Source organism: Pseudomonas sp. LAMO17WK12:I5 (assembly GCF_900215165.1).
Classification (GTDB): domain Bacteria; phylum Pseudomonadota; class Gammaproteobacteria; order Pseudomonadales; family Pseudomonadaceae; genus Aquipseudomonas; species Aquipseudomonas putida_A.
This window is the reverse complement of sequence record NZ_OBDS01000005.1, coordinates 192,816-212,067: the sequence shown is the minus strand read 5'-3', so window position 1 is coordinate 212,067 and position 19,252 is coordinate 192,816. Positions and strand designations below refer to the sequence as shown.

Genomic DNA, 19,252 nt, shown 5'->3' with positions numbered 1-19,252 from the left:
CGTTTTTCGTGTTCGCAGTGAACACCTTACTCAGTAGTAGGCATTTTCTTTCTGCGTGTGGTCGGTCACGTCGCGCACACCTTTGAGCTCTGGAATACGTTCGAGCAAGGTGCGCTCGATGCCTTCCTTCAGGGTCACATCGGCCTGGCCGCAGCCTTGGCAACCACCACCGAACTGCAACACGGCGATGCCGTCCTCGACCACATCGATCAGGCTGACCTGACCGCCGTGGCTGGCCAGCCCCGGGTTGATTTCGGTTTGCAGGTAGTAGTTGATGCGCTCGTTGACCGGGCTGTCGGCATTGACCATCGGGACTTTGGCGTTTGGCGCTTTGATGGTCAGTTGGCCGCCCATGCGGTCGGTGGCGTAATCGACGACGGCGTCGTCAAGGAACGCTTCGCTGAACGAATCGATATAGGCGGTGAAGCTTTTCAGCCCCAGCGCGGTATCTTCAGGTTTTTCTTCGCCCGGCTTGCAGTAGGCAATGCAGGTTTCGGCGTACTGGGTGCCAGGCTGGGTGATGAAGACGCGGATGCCGATGCCTGGAGTGTTCTGCTTGGAGAGCAGATCGGCCAGGTAATCGTGGGCGGCGTCGGTAATGGTAATAGCGGTCATGGAAACTCCTCGCAGGCTTGGGCGCAGTTTACGCCAATCATTGCGCCGGACAAAGTCCTAGTATTTTTGTCGGGAAAGATTCTCGACAGGTGCGCGCATCGGTTCGCCCTCGATCCGCGCTTTAAGCCACTGATAGCTGCGTTTTTCCACCCATTCGTAGCTCAACCATGACCCCACACCAATCGCCAGAGCGCAGACGATGAACATCAGATACGGGTTGATTCCGTAGCGTCGCGCGATAAAACCACCAACCGACAACACCAACACGTGCATCAGGTACACCGAATAGGAACAGTCACCGAGCCATTTCATCACCCGATTGCGCTCGACGTAGCGCTCCAGCGCCATGCAAGCCATCACCAGCACCGCGCTCGGCACGCCCCAGTTCAATAACCTTGGCGCCGGTGCCAGGTGATAGATCGCCATCATCGCAGCGCCCATCGCCAACAGCGGCAGCCACAGGCCGGCGCCAATCCAGCCCCGGCGATAGAGCACGCCAATGCCGATCCCCAGCAGAAACTCGTAGACGATGTCGGAACGGTAAAACTCGTTGAGCCAGCCGAACGCCTGACACACCGAAAACAGCAACGCGGCGACCACCAGCAAGCGCACCTGCCAACGGAACACCAGCGCGCATGCAAACAACACATAGAAGAGCATTTCGTAGTTGAGCGTCCAGCCGACATTCAGCGTCGGATAAATCCCGTAGCCGCCGGGGTTTTGCGCAGGAATGAATAACAGCGACGCGAGGAAATGCGCCCAGTCCACCGTCTGATCCGGCAACATTGGCCGGGCGAACAGCACCAGCAACGCCATCAACAGCGTGTACAGCCAGTACGCCGGGACGATGCGAAAAAGTCGGTACAGCAGGAAGCGCGCGGGCGGCAGTGCTTTGCTTTCGGTGGAGAGGAAAATCACCAGACCACTGATGACGAAGAAAACATCGACGCCGACTGCGCCTTTGTCGATGAAGAACTGCCCGACCGGGCCGCGCGCCTTGAAGTCGAAGAAAATCTGCATGAAGTGGTGACAGACCACCGTCCACGCGGCAAGCGCCCGCAGGGCCTGCACTGAAATCAACATCAGCCGCTCCCGATCACAATTGCAAAAACACCACTTCACCCTGTGGGAGCGAGCCTGCTCGCGAAAGCGACGGCAAGTTCAATGTATTCGGCGCCTGACACTCCGCCTTCGCGAGCAGGCTCGCTCCCACAGGGGATTTGTGTGTTACCTGAAGCTGTGACAGTCGGCCTGTATTAAACGATCAAAGATTCTGGTAGCGATTCATGTCCAGCACGCCCTCTTCCACCGGATCGGTTTCGTGGATGTATTGGCTCAGGTCGTGGAAATAGAACCAGAATTGCGGATGACTGCGACGGATCCCCCAACGTTCGACGATTTTTTCGAACTGCTGCGCATCCTTGGCATTCTCCATGGCATCGACAAAGGCCGGCACTTGCTCGGCCGGAATGTTGAAGATGAAATTCGGATAGCTGCTCAGTACGCCCGGGTAGACGGTTAAGGTGTCCAGCCCCGGTTGATAGCGCAGCGACTCGCCCAACAGGAACGCCACGTTGCTGTGCGCGCGATTGCGCAGCAGGCTGTACACCTCGCGTTTGCCGCTGCGAGATTCGATGCGCAGCATGGTTGCTTCCGGCAATTGGTCGATCACCTTCAAACCGCCGGCCGGACGCGAGGTCAGGCGACTCAGCGCCTGCTCGGCGTTCTGTAGCGCCGGGTCGATATTCGGTCGCGAGCAATAGGCGCCGTCACAGCGATTGATCGGATCCGGCCGCGCATTCAGGTCGCCGTAACGCGCCAGCAACTGCATGGCGAAGTCGTATTTCGGGTCCTTCGGATCGAGTTTCAGCGCGGTCGGTTTGTCGTCGTCGATCGCCTCATAGTCGAGCCACATCTTGAACTGGCCGCTGCTTTGGTACCAATCGTCGAGGTAGTCCTCGCGGGAATCGGCCGGCATCAGGCGCAGGAAGTTCTGCTCGGCGCCGTTGCGGATCAGGTCGAAATACAGACGAGTCTGCGCCTGATGGGAGACGTTGCCGAACACATCGAAGTTGACCGCCAACTGATAATAGGTGCGCTCCAGCAGCGGATAGTCGAACAGCCACATGGTCTGTGGCACTTCACCGATCAGGCCTTTGGTCACCGAAGCACTGTCGAAGTGGCGGAAAATGCTCAGCAGCGCGTTGTCGTTGCCGGCCCACAGGGTCGACCAGCTCGGCGGCGGTTGGTCGGCGTAGCTGTCGCGGCGCAGGGCCTCGTATTCATTGCGCTTGTTGCGATAGTTGTGCCACAGGCTCAGCACACTGCCGACGTCATCGTTCTGCCCCGGCATCGCCAGCAACGGCGTGGCCTGGCCGCGATAGTTCGGGTCGGTGATGTACAGGTCATGTTCCGGGGCCTGGAACAGCGCCCAGAAGTTGTCGCGAATCACATCCGTCGCAATCTGCCCACGGCACACCGGCCCGCGAATAAAGGTGCGGACGAAGTATTCGGCGTTATCGAGCATGAACTGATAACGCGCCTGCGCCGGAATCGCCTCGAAGGTGGCGAACGGGTTGGCCCGGCTCTGCGGGCCGTAACCCGGCAGCGCAGTGACCTGCCAGTTGCCGCTGTAGAACAGACTCTTGACCCGCGCCATCTTCGCCGCACTCAGCGGATAGGTGATGTGGGTCTTGTGCACGATCACCCCTTGCACCGGCCACAAGCGGTAATACACCTGAGTGCCCGGGTCGTCATTCGGGCGACGGGTGGCGATCAGGTCGATCGGCTGCCCTGTCGGCGTGCGCGAACGCACCCACTGGAAGTAGTGCCCCGGTTCGCCGTCCTTGAAATAGAGGTGCGCAAGGTACCAGTGTTCGAACAGCCAGCGCCCAACCAGACTCTGCCGCGCCCCCGGCGCATTGAGCAGGTTTTCCCACTGGACGATTTGCAGCGCTTCCTTGGCGCTCGGCGCCAGGCCTTGCTCGTCGATCGGCGCACCGGACGCCAGCCAGCGTTGCAGGGTCTGGTATTGCTGATCGGTCAGCCCGGTCACCGCCAGCGGCATGCCTTCTTTCGGGTGAGCGCCGGCATAGCCGTCAAACTCGGCGGGCATCGCGCACATGTTTTCCCGTTGCAGGCCGAGCACGATGTCTTCCGGCAGCTTGGCATTCGGGGTCAGCGGGGTTTTGTGGCCCAGTTCCAGCATCCGCGCCATCAGCGCCGCTTGGCTGCCCTGAGCGTCGAGTACCGAATAGAAGCCCTTCTGCTGCCAGGCACGTTTGCCGAAGGCGTCGTAGAACAGCCGCGTGGTCGGCGCCGCCTGAGTGCGTTCGCCGTCGTAGACCGGCATCTTGCTTGCACCCCGCCCTGCGCCTTCGCCGCTGCCCAGATTGAGCTGGCACGCCGAGTCGTAGCAGGCGTGGCAGGCCACACACTTCTCGGTGAAGATTGGCTGGATGTCACGCGTATATGAAATAGAAGGTGAGATCGCGGGTTCCTGCGCAATGGCGCCCCAGCTTAAGAACAGCAAGAAAATGCTGATGACGCGGTACGACATGCCCATGATCCCGATCGTGAAAAAAACGCCCGCGATTCTACAGTATGACGCTCGTACCAACATGAACGATATTCATGCAAAAGCAGCACGTGCTCCAAAAGCGCACAGGTTTGTTATGATCCCGGCCCTTCGTCATGGTCTTTTCGAGTAGTCCCAATGTCCGATCGCAGCGTCCGCCTTCAAGCTCTCAAGCAAGCCCTCAAAGAGCGCATCCTGATTCTCGACGGCGGCATGGGCACGATGATCCAGAGCTACAAGCTCGAGGAGCAGGATTATCGCGGCAAACGCTTCGCTGACTGGCCGAGTGACGTCAAGGGCAACAACGACCTGCTGGTGATTACCCGTCCGGACGTGATCGGCGGCATCGAAAAGGCTTATCTGGATGCCGGCGCCGACATTCTGGAAACCAACACCTTCAACGCCACGCGCATTTCCATGGCCGACTACGGCATGGAAGAGCTGGCGTACGAATTAAACGTAGAAGGCGCACGACTGGCGCGCAAGGTGGCCGACGCCAAGACCGCCGAGAACCCGGACAAGCCGCGTTTCGTCGCCGGCGTGCTCGGCCCGACCAGCCGCACCTGCTCGCTGTCGCCAGACGTGAACAACCCCGGCTACCGCAACGTCACCTTCGATGAACTGGTGGAGAACTACACCGAGGCCACCAAGGGCCTGATCGAGGGCGGCGTCGACCTGATCCTGATCGAAACCATCTTCGACACCCTCAACGCCAAAGCCGCGATCTTCGCCGTGCAAGGGGTGTTCGAAGAGCTGCACATCGAACTGCCGATCATGATTTCCGGGACCATCACCGATGCGTCCGGCCGCACCCTGTCGGGCCAGACCACCGAAGCGTTCTGGAACTCCGTTGCCCACGCCAAGCCGATCTCGGTCGGCCTCAACTGCGCCCTCGGCGCCAGTGAGCTGCGCCCATACCTGGAAGAGCTGTCGAACAAGGCCAGCACTCACGTTTCCGCGCACCCGAACGCCGGTTTGCCGAATGAGTTCGGCGAGTACGACGAGTTGCCGGCGCAAACCGCCAAAGTCATCGAAGAGTTCGCCCAGAGCGGCTTCCTCAATATCGTCGGCGGCTGCTGCGGCACCACCCCGGGCCACATCGAAGCCATCGCCAAGGCCGTGGCCGGTTACGCACCGCGGCAGATTCCGGACATTCCCAAGGCTTGCCGTCTATCGGGGCTGGAGCCGTTCACCATCGATCGCAGCTCGTTGTTCGTTAACGTCGGCGAGCGCACCAACATCACCGGTTCCGCCAAGTTCGCCCGTCTGATCCGTGAAGACAACTACACCGAAGCCCTGGAAGTCGCCCTGCAGCAGGTCGAGGCCGGCGCGCAGGTGATCGACATCAACATGGACGAAGGCATGCTCGATTCGAAGAAGGCCATGGTGACCTTCCTCAATCTGATCGCCGGTGAACCGGACATTTCCCGCGTACCGATCATGATCGACTCCTCGAAATGGGAAGTCATCGAAGCCGGTCTGAAGTGCATTCAGGGCAAGGGCATCGTCAACTCGATCAGCATGAAAGAAGGCGTCGAGCAATTCATCCATCACGCCAAACTGTGCAAACGCTACGGCGCTGCGGTAGTGGTGATGGCGTTCGACGAAGCCGGTCAGGCCGACACCGAAGCGCGCAAGAAAGAAATCTGCAAACGCTCCTACGACATTCTGGTCAACGAAGTCGGCTTCCCGCCGGAAGACATCATCTTCGACCCGAACATCTTCGCCGTGGCCACCGGCATCGAAGAACACAACAACTACGCTGTGGACTTCATCAACGCCTGTGCCTACATCCGCGACGAGCTGCCGTATGCGCTGAGTTCCGGCGGCGTGTCCAACGTGTCGTTCTCGTTCCGTGGCAACAACCCGGTGCGTGAAGCGATTCACTCGGTGTTCCTGCTGTACGCGATCCGCGCCGGCCTGACCATGGGTATCGTCAACGCCGGTCAGCTGGAAATCTACGACCAGATCCCGCAGGAGCTGCGCGACGCCGTCGAAGACGTGATCCTCAACCGCACGCCGGAAGGCACCGACGCCCTCCTCGCCATCGCCGACAAGTACAAGGGCGACGGCAGCGTCAAGGAAGCCGAGACCGAAGAGTGGCGCAGCTGGGACGTCAACAAGCGCCTGGAGCATGCGTTGGTCAAGGGCATCACCACGCACATCGTCGAAGACACCGAAGAGTCGCGCCAGTCGTTCGCCCGCCCGATCGAAGTCATCGAAGGCCCGCTGATGTCCGGCATGAACATCGTCGGCGACCTGTTCGGCGCCGGCAAAATGTTCCTGCCGCAGGTGGTGAAATCCGCGCGCGTAATGAAGCAGGCCGTGGCGCATCTGATCCCGTTTATCGAACTGGAAAAAGGCGACAAGCCGGAAGCCAAGGGCAAGATCCTGATGGCCACGGTAAAAGGCGATGTGCACGACATCGGCAAGAACATCGTCGGCGTGGTGCTGGGTTGCAACGGTTACGACATCGTCGACCTCGGCGTGATGGTCCCGGCGGAGAAAATCCTCCAGGTGGCCAAGGAAGAAAAGTGCGACATCATCGGCCTGTCCGGCCTGATCACCCCGTCGCTGGACGAGATGGTTCACGTTGCCCGTGAAATGCAGCGTCAGGATTTCCATCTGCCGCTGATGATCGGTGGTGCGACCACGTCCAAGGCGCACACCGCCGTGAAGATCGAGCCGAAGTACAGCAACGATGCGGTGGTCTACGTCACCGACGCCTCGCGTGCGGTCGGTGTCGCGACGCAGTTGCTGTCCAAGGAACTCAAGGCGGGTTTCGTCGAGAAGACCCGACTGGAATACGTCGATGTGCGTGAGCGCACCGCCAACCGCAGCGCCCGTACCGAGCGCCTGAGCTACGCGGCGGCGATCGCCAAGAAGCCGCAGTTCGACTGGGCGAACTACACGCCGGTCAAGCCGACCTTCACCGGCACTCGCGTGCTGGACAACATCGACCTCAACGTTCTGGCCGAGTACATCGACTGGACGCCGTTCTTCATCTCCTGGGATCTGGCCGGCAAATTCCCGCGCATCCTCGAAGACGAAGTGGTCGGTGAAGCCGCCACCGCGCTGTACAAGGATGCGCGCGAGATGCTCACCAAGCTGATCGACGAGAAGCTGATCAGCGCCCGTGCGGTGTTCGGTTTCTGGCCGGCCAATCAGGTGCATGACGACGACATCGAACTGTACGGCGATGACGGCAAGCCAATGGCGCGCCTGCATCACCTGCGCCAGCAGACCATCAAAACCGACGGCAAGCCGAATTTCTCGCTGGCCGACTTCGTTGCACCGAAAGACAGCGAAGTGACCGACTACGTCGGTGGTTTCATCACCACCGCCGGCATCGGCGCCGAAGAAGTCGCCAAGGCCTATCAGGACGCTGGCGACGACTACAACTCGATCATGGTCAAGGCACTGGCCGACCGTCTAGCCGAGGCCTGCGCCGAATGGCTGCACCAGCAAGTGCGCAAAGAACACTGGGGTTACGCCAAGGATGAGGCGCTGGACAACGACGCGCTGATCAAAGAGCAATACTCCGGTATCCGTCCGGCACCGGGTTATCCGGCCTGCCCGGATCACACCGAGAAGGCCACGCTGTTCACCTTGCTCGATCCTGAAGCCAGCGAAATGCGCGCGGGCCGCAGCGGCGTGTTCCTCACTGAACACTACGCGATGTTCCCGGCAGCGGCGGTCAGCGGCTGGTACTTCGCTCACCCGCAAGCGCAATACTTCGCCGTCGGCAAGATCGACAAGGATCAGGTGCAGAGCTACACCTCGCGCAAAGGTCAGGAGCTGAGCGTGACCGAGCGCTGGCTGGCGCCGAACCTCGGTTACGACGAATAAGCTCAACGCTCAGTCCCCGGACCTGCCGGGGACTGAGCGTTCAGCGGGTTTTTACCCGCCTGACATTTGCCCGGACGTACCGGGCATTTGTGCGTTGCCGGCAGACAAACCGATCCGTTCGATCTCCTCTCGCGACAATTCGATGAGCCTGGCATTTCGCGCGGCCGCCTGGTCGAACAACCTGCTCAGATACAGCGGATCGTCAGCACTCAGACCTTCGTCCTCGCCCTCCTCCATCAACTGCAGTTCATCCATTTGCCTGAACGCTTCGGGCTGCTGCTCCTTGAGATAGTCCAGCCAGTAATCGCGCTGGATCAGGTTCTCCAGAAATCTCTCGGAGCGTTCCGCGCTGACCACCTCGGCCCGCGCATTGACCAACTGCTGCGGGGTGACACCGGAGGCAAATTTCATGTTTTTCGGCTGCCCGGGCAATTCCAGTCCATCGTCCCAGCCCCCGGTCAGACCGATCCGATAACCGAGGCGGACTTCGGCTTCGTCGAAACCACTGCGCGCAGCGGCCGCTTTTGCCAGTTCATCGACCTTGTCCAGCCGGAACAGCTGCCGCGACAGCGACAACAAGGCCTCGCCGCGGATTCCCGGACGGCCGGCCGGTAAATCGAGCAAGGCGTTGTAGGTGAAGACCTTACTCTCCAGACCACTGAACGTAAGGATGCGCCCGTCCACGCAAGTCCCGTGTGTGGCCGAACCGGCGAAAATCACCTCGCGCAGCTCACTGTTGGCCGCCGCCGCTTCCATGACCATCCACACCCGTCGGGTCAGATCGGCGTTGGCCACGCGAAACTCCTGGGTGTCCTGCAATCGATCAAGCAAATGGAAGAATGCCGCGCTATCCGGTTCGGCAGCGAGTTGATCCCAGAGCCTGTCGCGTGCCAACGCCTGCTCCGCCGGCAGATTCGCCAGCCACGGCGCTTTCTGTTGCGCATGGGCCTGTTCGCCCGGGAGGGTTTCGTCGGACTCGATGCTGTCGGTGGTTTCACTCAGCCCGCCGGCAACGTCGTCAGCCATTTCCTCCAGATCGGAACTGGAAAAACCGAGCACTCGCGGGCGGTTACCCGCAGCTTGATAGGTTCTGAGCCTTTCAAGCGACTCCTCCGACAGGTTGTAGTTGTCAGTCAGGTCGGTGCCGTCCATCAGCTCATCGTGCTGACCGTCCAGCGCCTGTTCGGGGATGGCGGTGATGTCGTTGCGACTGAGGTTGAGTGTCCGCAGGTGCTGCGCATCCAGCGTCCCGGCCGGCCATTCGGCCAGGTTATTGTTGCGCAGATCCAGACTTTGCAAATGCTCGAAGTAACTGACGTCGAACGCATCGAGAGGGTTGTAGCCCAGGTCCAGTGCCTGCAGATGCTGCAGACCGGACAGCGCGGCATACAGATGCTCGGTGTCACTGAAGTTGTTGCTGGCAAGCTCGAGTCGCTCAAGCTCCGGCATTTGCCGGACGGCATCAGGCAGCGCGGTGAGCTCATTGCCATTGAGGGTCAGACTGCGCAGGCGGGTGAAAGCCTTGAGAAAGCCGTTGCTGCCCTCGGCCGTCACTCGTGTGCCTGTCAGGTTCAAACTGCCGACATGCCCAAAGTCCTCAGGCAGCGGCGGCAGATCGCCCAATTGCAGGCCGTTGAGATCCAGAACCGCATCGACCCCGGCAACCGATAACCGTGCGCGCCAGCAGGTGAGGATGCGCCACGCCGCCAGGCTGCGTGATTGCGAGGAGATAACCCAATCGACGCCACGGGTTTCCCGGGTATACAGCCAGCCATTGAGTTGGCGAACGAGGGTTTCAAAGGTCTGACTCCAACCGGTGATCCGCTCGCTGATCTGCACTTCGGTCGCACCCTCATTGCGCAGCGCCTCGATCATTTGCGTGGCTTGTTCATCGCTAAGGGCCGGCTGCACTCGCTGCAGGTCCTGGCGCATCCGTGTCAGCCCGCTACTGACCGGTGCCTGCGTCAGCGGCAGCAACTGGCGGGCCACTGATACACCGTTCTCTGCCGGCGGAAAGGTCGCCGGCACTGGCTGCCGGGCAAACGCATCCAGCGCGCCGGCAGGCAGGCCGAGGGTGTCTTCGAGCCGCCGTTGCGCCAGACGCAGTTCAGCCGACGCCGCGGCGGTCAGCGGCGTACCGGTCAGGTTGGTATTGAGCAGTGCGGTGCTCTCGAGCACGGCAGGCGGCAGCGTGCTGATGCGGGTGTCGCGCAGATCCAGCCACGCCAGTTGCGGCAGACCTTCGGCCCCTGTCGGCCACTGTTGCAGGTGCGTTGCCTGCAGGTCGAGGGCCTTCAAGCGCTGCAGGCTGCCAACGTTCAGTTCGCTTAGCGGATTGTTCCGCAGATTCAACTGTTCGAGCGCAGGCAATTCACTCAATCCGCGCTCCAGGCCTGAAGCGTCGGTCAACTGGTTGTCGGCCAGATCCAGGTGCACCAGGCGCGAAAGGCTCTGCGACTCGATCGGCCATTCGTGCAAGGCATTGTCACTCAGATCAAGGGTTCGCACTTCGCTGAACGCACTGAGGAAACCGCGCATCTGCACGGCTGCAACGCGCTGGCCGTTGAGCAGCAGCGTGCGTACATGCGCAAATGCGTCAGCGGGTAACGCCGGCAGTTCGCTGAGCATCAGCCCCGACAAGTCCAGGGTCGAAGCACTGATGGTCGCGCCATAGCGCTTGAACATGCCCTTGCGCCAACTGGTTTTCAGGACATGGGCCAGGTTTGATCGCGCGACGAGTTCGCGCAGCGATTCTTCCGACACCACCACGTGCTGCTGCCACTGATTGAGCTGGCTATCCAGCGCGGCATATTGATCGCTCAAGGCATTGATCGCGGTGAAACGCTGCTGCTCATCCAGCCATTGCTCGAAGAAACGATTGAACACCCCCTCGGGCGACTGATTCACGCCCTCGCCCAGGCGCCGCAACTCGCCGCGGCAATAATCCCTGACCATCGTCTCTCGATCGATCAGGTGTTCTGGATGGGTCTTGACGTATTCGTACACGCCCGTGAAGTTTTCCCGGGAGAATCTTGACCAGTCCAGCGACAGCCCCGACCAGAGTTTTCCATGCCCCTGCAACAGTGTTGCCGGCACGGTGCTGATTCCGGTGTCCCTGAGGTTCAGACGCTCCAGGGCCGGTAACTCCAGCGCACCCGCAGGCCAGTCGAACAATGAATAGGCGACGATTTCCAGTGTGCGCAGGTTACGCATGCCGCTGACGTCGAAAGCCAGCGGCTGATAGCTCGAGGTGCTGACACTCAAAGCTTCCAGCCGGGTCAATTGAGCCAGGCGTGCCGGCATATCGGCGGCATAGGGCATTGCGCTGTAGAGCGTCAGGTCAGTGAATTCCGGCAGGTTCTGCAACACCGCCGGCACGTTGGTGAACGCTTCTGCGGTGGCGTTGATGCGCAGCGACTTGAGCCTGGGGAAACTGCCCAACAGTTCATCGACGTTGGCATCGGTGATGCACCGCCCCCTGACTCGCAGATCGCGCACATGCGAGAAGTCCGCCGTCAGCACCGGCAACGGGTCATCGCAGGTCAAATCGAGGCGTGCGGCACTCGCGTGACTATCGGCCAGCGGCGAATTGCGCCAGCTCTGTTTGAGGCTGCGCACCACGCTGGATCGACCGCCGATCATCGACTCCAGCGTCGGCTCAGGGGCCGGCACACCTTCCCATTGCGCCAGCGACGATTCGAGTTCCTGCCATTCACGCAGGCGCCTTTGCAACAGTTCGTAGATCTGCGCGTCAGTCCGCCCGGCGGCCAGTTGTTTGAGAATGAACCCGCCCGCCTGCTGATCCGTTAGCGCCGGATACACATCCTGCACGCGCGTCACCAGCAACGGATTGACGCCTTCGCCGCGACCGCTGGCGTAATAACCCAGCCCGTGCTGGCGTACCCGCACCGGCGCCTTGAAGCGTTGCTTGTGGCCATGGCGTCTGCTCGCCAGTCGAGCCAGTTCGGCACGGTGTCGGGCCACATGCCCGATCAGTGCCCGACGCAGTCCGGCGCTACGCGCAACCTGGGTAAAACCCAGGGCCTGCCGCGACTGATCGGGCAAGGCATGGAGGATTGAGGCAAAAAAGTTGTCGCCGTGACGCGGAACACTGTTGAGCGCTTCGCCGCGCTCGTTGTACGCCTGATAGACCGGCCCGCGCTTGACCAGATACTTGGTTTGGCCGGCACTTTCGCTGCCGACACTGTCAATCAACGGCCCGTCGAGGCTACCTTCGCGCACCTGGAGACGCACCTCGTCCGACCAGCCCGGCAGTCGTTCCAGGGCGCGCAAGGCCAGCCATTGGCTTTCGCTGCCACCCGAATTCTCCATGTGCAGGCCGGCGACCGCGTGGTTGAAGCGGCGTCGCCGGGCAAATTCACGGGAGATCTCCAGCAGGCGCAACGGCACCCGCTTACCGCTTTGCAGGCGCGCCAGCTCCTCGGCGTTCGCCTCCAGCAGCACGCGGATTGCCGCCGAACTGCCCAACCCCGGTGTCGCGGCTTGCAGCCTGGCGATTCGCCGGTCGTTCAACGCGGGCTCGTCATAGAGCCTGTCGAACATCGCCGGTTGCCGGGTGCGCAGGTAATCGGCGATCTGTTTGCGCAGTTCCAGCGGCCGCGATTCGACCACGCGCGCCGGCTCGGCGCCCAGCAGCCAACGTGTTTGCGGCTCATCCAGCGCGGCCAGAATACGCTCCGGCAGTTGGCCGTCGAGCACTTCGGCGCGGGTCACCTGGATCGGTGTATGCGTCTGGCCCTCGATCAAGCCTGATTCTGCGCCGAACAGCCGGCTGGGGCCGGACAGCTGCGCTCCGTCGAAGACTTGCAAAATCTTTCCGCTCGGCCAGCGCGGCATTTGCGTGAGCATTGGCAGCGTCAGCAGATACGAATCATCCAGGGGGGTTCCTCGTTCGACCTGATCGATCAGCCGCCCGACCTGCTGATCCGCTTCATACAGGCGCAAAGTGTCGGCCAGGGCCAGTGGCGCCGGCTGATGCTCGAGGTGCATCTGACGCAGGGCATCATCACTGACACCACTGACATCGGCGATTTCGAGCAGTTGCGCATCCGAAAACGCCTCAGTCGAATGCCCGATGCGCCGCAGCAGGGTCAGTCGATCCCAGCTCAGCGGTCGCTCCAGGTTGTGGCGCCAGGCCCCCAGTCGATTGTGCTCAAGGATCGGTTGATACGCCGCAGGATCATGCGGGTGGCGGATGCGCCAGCTTTTCAGGGTCTCGTCGTAGTGCGTCTGGTAGAACTTGCCTTGCTGGCGAATGAAGGTCTTGCCGTCGAATCGATACACGCCCTGCGCATCAGGCACGGCACTCGCCGGCAGGACACTGTCGCTGACATAAGCATCAAGGTCAGGCTTCCACAGGCGGACCGAGCCATCAGGCCGCTCGACCGGGTGCAAGTGCTCGATCACCGGCTCGGCGGAGGCCGCCTGGATTCGGCCAGCACCCTTGCCGATCGCGCCCATCACGCCAATCAGCGCCAGGTTCTGCGCGACATCGACCAGATGCGCCTTGGCAGCCTGGCGATCACCTTCCGACCATTCGATAGCGCCTTCGAATGATTCATAGAGCAGTTGCCCGGCCATCACGGTCATCATGATTTCGCCCAGTACCGGGACGAACATCGACACCAGGTTCAACGCCATCATGCCGAGTTCGAGCAGATGACTGAGTTTTTCTGCCCGTACCCGGGCGTCGACGTCTGCTGTGGGGACGGCGTGGGCCTTCGCATCGGCGATAAATTTGGCCTGGTGCTGCTCATAGAGGTACTGCCACAGATCGGTGTTGTCGGCCCAGATCCCGGCCACGCCTTTGCGCGTGGTCGGTAACGGGTCGAGAAACGGGTCAGTCTGCGGCTCGCGCTTGCCGGGGGCTTCGGGTGGCAGCTCCTTGATTCGCGCGATGGTCGACAGTGGCGGTATCAGCTGTGCAACCTTGACCCAGATCGAATGCAACGGGTCACTCGGGGAGTCCGCAGCCTTTTGGGTGAACTGACTGAAATAGTAAGGACGGTCGGCATAGGCCACGAACTGACTGAAAAACTGCTGGTAAGCAGTCGGTCCTTGCGCGGGAGTCGTAGGATCAGTCGCGGTGAACTTGCGTTTGAACACCTCACGCATCTGCGCCATGGTGTAGCGCTTGAGCGGGTGTTGCGGGTCATGGGGAATGTAGACGATGAACTCGTTGGTGTAGCGGTAGCGCTCGCTGATGCTGAACACCACGCAACCGGTCATCCGCCGCTTCATCAGGCTCAGGTCGCGAAACCACACGGCCTTGCCGCTGAGCTGCGGATGGATCTGGCCGTCCACCACCGACAGAATCATCCGGTAGTCGGCGGGCTCGATGTCCTGTTTCAGCAGCGCCCATTCAGCGGCGGCACGCAACGCGGTTTTCTGGCTGGCAATGAAGTGCCGGCGCAAGGTGTCGGTTTTCTCGAAAAACGCTTTGATCCTTGCCTGATAACGGGCACCGACGTCCAGCGAACGACACAGCGTCAGAAACTGCCTGACCGTGATGCCGATGTCTACTGCCTGAAACTCGCCCGGGGTTGCCGTCTCGACCACGAAACCGGATCTGGCGTGATAGGCACCGGCTTCACATTCCGAAGCCTCGAAGTTGTGCAATGCCGCTTGCAGCAAGGGCAGCTTCAACACTTCGAACGTGGAAACTTCAACTTCTAGCACCCCGAGTTCGAGGGGCCGTCTGAGACACAGCAAGGTTTTGCCGAGATCGACCGTGACGTTGAACTGATCCTTGAGTGCCTTGCCAAGCAGCGCCTGGGCAAATGCATCGACGCTTTCAAGGCCGGCCATGGTCTTGTCGAGCCGGGTCTGGGCGACAAAGGCCGCCGTGACCCGGTCTTTCAAGGCTTGTTGCTGATCATTCGAGAAATGGTGATAGCCGTGCGCTGGACGGGTACTGGCTGCTTTCATCGCGGCTCGCCGTGCGGGCGAAGCGGCAATCAGCCAATCGGGGATCAGCTGCTCCAGCAGCTTGCCGTGAAGGCTGGCGCTGACCGGCGCGCGGGGCAATGTCGGGGGATGAGTGGACATCCTGTCTCTCCTGAAAAATGAGAGGACAGGACACCATGTCCGCCACGGTGATCTGCGGTACATAGTTATCGTATTGGTGTGGACGTGTTACCGGACAAGTCTGGAACCCGCGTGCGACCACGGCACAACCCGCTGGATTGACTATGCTGTCGGGACAGCCTTTCGGACGGGGGATTTATGGACGATCCAGTCGACAACAAGCCACCGAGCTTCTGGCAGATGCTGCACAGCGTGATGGCTGCGGCATTCGGCGTGCAAAGCGGGAAAAATCGGGCAAGGGACTTCACCCATGGCAAGCCCAGCCATTTCGTGGTTCTGGGGATCGGCTTCACCGCCGTGTTCGCCTTGACGCTGTTTGCCATCGTCAAACTGGTGCTGCATTTCGCCGGGGTCTGACGGCGCTCAGTGCATCAGAATCTGCAGGCCGAACGGGTAGCGATAGGACGCGGGGCGCCCCATGGCAGAGAGTTTGCGAAAACTCACGCCGTAATCCGGCGAGGCGCCCATGGCCAGCATTTGCTGCGCATGATGCTTGTCGATCAGTTGCAGCAGCGATAATTGCCGGTCACGTCCGCCATAACGATCCAGATCGACGCCCTGATCGTAATCATGCAACTCCACCAGCGCCCAGCCACCCAGCGTGAAGTGTCCGCCCACCAGCGCGCTCAGGCGTCCATCGACCACCGCCTGCAACGCCTCGGGTGAGGTATTGACCGCGCTGAACAGCACATCCTTGCCAGGGACTTTGCCGGCTTCGGCAAACGCATGCATGGCGCCGAAGGCCATTTCATCATTGGCTGCCCACACCAGCGACACCTTCGGATAACGGCTGACCAGTTGCCGCGCCTGCTCGTAGGCACGCTGCCGGGTCCAGCCGCTGTACACTAGTTGCCGCAGTCGTACCTGCGGATACTCGGCCAAGGCGCGTTGCATGCCCTGCTCGCGCAATTGCGCTGACGGGGTGATCTTCAGGCCGGAAAACGCCAGGACTTCGATCTGTTCGCCCCGCGCCACGGGAGGGTGCAGGCGAATCAGCTCCTTCATCATCAGGTAGCCGCCCTCCTCGTCATTCGGCACCAGGCTGCCGATGCGATCGGCACGCTCGCCGATCAGCGCCTGCTGATCGGGGGTGAGCACCGCGTTGACCATGAACAGCTTGACCCCGCTGCCCTCCGCCATACGCAGGATCTGCGGCGCCACGTACTGCTCGTTGACGAATACCAGATAGTCGGGACGATTCGGCCCCTGCAGGGCAACTCTGGCCTGGGCCAGGGTGAATTCCGGCTGGCGCTGGGAATAGAGAATCTGCAAATCGACGCCCAGGTCGCGGGCGGCCGCCTGCATGAATTGCGAATAGCTGACCCAGAAGGCTTCCTGAGTTGATCCAGGATTGAGGAACAGCACCGACTCGGCCCGGGCCGCAGAGCCGAAAACCGCACCGAACAGCAGAAGGCTGAGGTGGAAAAACTTCAACATGAATGATCCGGGCCCAAGGAAAAATGGCCGCGCATTATAGCCCCCTAATCAGCGGCTATTGACGCCTGATCCCGTTTTTTGTCCGACAATCGTCGGAAGCGGACCCGGATCGGTCGTTTACTGATGACTGACCCAGAATACCGCCGTCCCTACTACCAGAATAATCAGGAACAGAATGGCCCATGCATCGACACTGCTATCGCTTTTTCTTGCCTTGGTCGGATTGCTCATTGCATCGCCTCTTGTCGGTTTTATCGGTGATTGCAGAAAGACTCGATCACAGTTAAGACGATGATTGTCCCCGCGACAAATGTGGGTTAATCAACAACTATTCTCGTTAGGCGATTTGGTTCTTTACATATACTCAAACATCACTTTTGCGCATAACTGCAAACGGGTATATTGCCCCGGCTCCGTTAGGGAGTGCGCGGCCGTGCGCGCGTAATTGCCGAGGCACCATCGGACTCCAGCAAGCGAAAACGCAGCGTTTTCCGAGTAGCCCAAAGCCTGAGAACAGGACTTATATGTACGTATACGACGAGTACGATCAGCGGATCATCGAGGACCGCGTCAAGCAGTTCCGTGATCAGACCCGACGCTATCTGGCAGGCGAGCTGAGCGAAGAAGAATTCCGCCCCCTGCGCCTGCAAAATGGCCTCTACATCCAGCGTTTTGCGCCGATGTTGCGCGTGGCGGTGCCTTACGGCCAACTGACTTCCCGTCAGGTGCGCATGATGGCCAAGATTGCCCGTGACTACGACAAGGGCTACGCCCACATCAGTACCCGGCAGAACGTGCAGTTCAACTGGCCGGCGGTGGAAGACATCCCGGACATCCTCGCGGAACTGGCCACCGTGCAGATGCACGCGATCCAGACCAGCGGCAACTGCCTGCGCAACGTCACCACCGACCAGTTCGCCGGTGTCGCTGCCGATGAAGTGATCGACCCACGCCCATGGTGCGAAATCGTCCGTCAGTGGACTACATTCCACCCGGAATTCGCCTACCTGCCGCGCAAGTTCAAGATCGCCGTCAACGGTTCGACCGCTGACCGTGCGGCCATCGAAGTCCACGACATCGGCCTGGAGCCGGTCCACAACGCCGCCGGCGAGCTGGGCTTCCGCGTGCTGGTCGGCGGTGGCCTGGGCCGTACCCCGGTGGTCGGCGCCTTCATCAACGAATTCCTGCCATGGCAGGACCTGTTGAGCTACCTCGACGCCATCCTGCGGGTGTACAACCGTTATGGCCGTCGCGACAACAAATACAAGGCGCGGATCAAGATCCTCGTCAAGGCGCTGACCCCTGAAGTGTTCGCGCAGAAAGTCGATGCCGAGATGGAACACCTGCGCGGTGGCCAGACCACACTGACCGAAGCCGAACTGCATCGCGTCGCCAAACACTTCGTTGATCCGGACTACAAGGCGCTGGAGAACCAGACGGCTGCTCTGGCCGAACTCGACAAAGAGCATCCGGGTTTCGCCCGCTGGCGCTCGCGCAACACCCTGGCGCACAAGAAGCCGGGTTATGTGGCCGTGACCCTGTCGCTGAAACCGACCGGCGTTGCGCCGGGCGACATCACCGACAAGCAGCTCGACGCCGTCGCCGATCTGGCCGAGCGCTACAGTTTCGGTCAACTGCGCACGTCCCACGAGCAGAACATCATTCTCGCCGACGTCGAGCAGAGCCAGTTGTTCACCCTCTGGGGCGAGCTGCGTGAAGGTGGTTTCGCCACGCCGAACATTGGCCTGCTGACCGACATCATCTGCTGCCCGGGCGGTGATTTCTGCTCGCTGGCCAACGCCAAGTCGATCCCGATCGCCGAATCGATCCAGCGCCGTTTCGACGACCTGGACTATCTGTTCGACATCGGTGAGCTGGACCTGAACATCTCCGGTTGCATGAACGCCTGTGGTCACCACCACGTCGGCCACATCGGCATCCTCGGGGTGGACAAGAAAGGTGAAGAGTTCTACCAGGTGTCCCTCGGTGGCAGCGCCAGCCGTGACGCCAGCCTGGGCAAGATCCTCGGCCCGTCCTTCGCCCAGGACGACATGCCGGACGTGATCTCGAAGCTGATCGACGTGTACGTTGAACAACGTACCGAAGACGAGCGCTTCATCGACACCTACCAGCGTATTGGCATCGACCTCTTCAAGGAACGCGTCTATGCAGCGAATCATTAAGAACAACGAGGTGGTCGACGAAACCTGGCACTTGCTGCCCAAGGACGCGACCCTCGACGGTATCTCCAACTGCGACGACCTGATCGTGCCGCTGGCCCTGTGGCGCGATCATGCTCACGCGCTCAAGGTCCGCGACGGCGGGCTGGGTGTGTGGCTGGACGCCGACGAAGAAGCCGAGGAAATCGGTGACGACGTGGATCAGTTTCAGGTCATCGCGCTGAACTTCCCGGCCTTCACCGATGGCCGCAACTACTCCAACGCCCGCCTGCTGCGCGACCGCTATGGTTTCAAAGGTGAACTGCGGGCGATTGGCGATGTGCTGCGCGATCAGCTGTTCTACATGCACCGTTGCGGTTTCGATGCGTTCGCCCTGCGCGCCGACAAGGACCCGTACGAGGCACTGGAAAGCCTGAAAGACTTCTCGGTGACCTACCAGGCCGCCACTGACGAACCGCTGCCGCTGTTCCGTCGCCGCTGACTCGAA

General features: G+C 60.9%; 10 protein-coding genes. 5 read left to right on the top strand and 5 right to left on the bottom strand.

Annotated features, from left to right (window positions below; translation table 11 throughout):
* Positions 1-30 precede the first annotated feature (30 nt).
* The 3 genes from nfuA to CRO59_RS10505 form a co-directional block, all read right to left on the bottom strand.
* Positions 31-615, bottom strand: a complete 585-nt coding sequence (nfuA, locus tag CRO59_RS10515) for a Fe-S biogenesis protein NfuA (protein ID WP_003225494.1) — start codon at positions 613-615, stop codon at positions 31-33.
* Between the two features lie 57 nt (positions 616-672).
* Complete coding sequence (locus tag CRO59_RS10510) at positions 673-1,698, bottom strand: acyltransferase (protein WP_097087279.1); 1,026 nt, start codon at positions 1,696-1,698, stop codon at positions 673-675.
* A 181-nt stretch (positions 1,699-1,879) separates the two neighbouring features.
* Entirely contained in the window at positions 1,880-4,174 is a 2,295-nt protein-coding gene (locus CRO59_RS10505; RefSeq protein WP_097087485.1) for a fatty acid cis/trans isomerase, read from the bottom strand.
* Here CRO59_RS10505 and CRO59_RS28740 point away from each other — a divergent pair.
* Both CRO59_RS28740 and metH read left to right on the top strand, forming a co-directional pair.
* On the top strand, positions 4,074-4,325 hold the full coding sequence (locus CRO59_RS28740; RefSeq protein WP_177325655.1) for a hypothetical protein: 252 nt from the start codon (positions 4,074-4,076) through the stop codon (positions 4,323-4,325). The genes CRO59_RS10505 and CRO59_RS28740 overlap by 101 nt on opposite strands.
* 5 nt (positions 4,326-4,330) lie before the next feature.
* On the top strand, positions 4,331-8,041 hold the full coding sequence (gene metH, locus CRO59_RS10500) for a methionine synthase (RefSeq protein WP_097087278.1): 3,711 nt from the start codon (positions 4,331-4,333) through the stop codon (positions 8,039-8,041).
* Positions 8,042-8,092: 51 nt separating this feature from the next.
* Here metH and CRO59_RS10495 read toward each other — a convergent pair whose 3' ends face one another.
* Positions 8,093-15,109, bottom strand: coding sequence for an NEL-type E3 ubiquitin ligase domain-containing protein (locus tag CRO59_RS10495; protein WP_097087276.1), 7,017 nt, complete (start codon positions 15,107-15,109; stop codon positions 8,093-8,095).
* Positions 15,110-15,286: 177 nt separating this feature from the next.
* Between CRO59_RS10495 and CRO59_RS10490 the strand changes: the two genes are divergently transcribed.
* A complete protein-coding gene (locus CRO59_RS10490; RefSeq protein ID WP_095136213.1) occupies positions 15,287-15,505 on the top strand; it encodes a DUF2970 domain-containing protein in 219 nt (72 codons plus the stop codon).
* A 6-nt stretch (positions 15,506-15,511) separates the two neighbouring features.
* Here CRO59_RS10490 and CRO59_RS10485 read toward each other — a convergent pair whose 3' ends face one another.
* Complete coding sequence (locus tag CRO59_RS10485; RefSeq protein WP_097087274.1) at positions 15,512-16,585, bottom strand: ABC transporter substrate-binding protein; 1,074 nt, start codon at positions 16,583-16,585, stop codon at positions 15,512-15,514.
* Positions 16,586-17,109: 524 nt separating this feature from the next.
* Between CRO59_RS10485 and CRO59_RS10480 the strand changes: the two genes are divergently transcribed.
* The gene (locus tag CRO59_RS10480; protein WP_027613706.1) at positions 17,110-18,768 is read left to right on the top strand and encodes a nitrite/sulfite reductase; all 1,659 of its coding nucleotides are present in this window, start codon (positions 17,110-17,112) and stop codon (positions 18,766-18,768) included.
* Positions 18,752-19,246 (top strand): DUF934 domain-containing protein, encoded by a 495-nt coding sequence (locus CRO59_RS10475; RefSeq protein WP_097087273.1) that lies wholly within the window; start codon positions 18,752-18,754, stop codon positions 19,244-19,246. The genes CRO59_RS10480 and CRO59_RS10475 overlap by 17 nt, the downstream gene beginning before the upstream one ends.
* Positions 19,247-19,252: the final 6 nt, after the last annotated feature.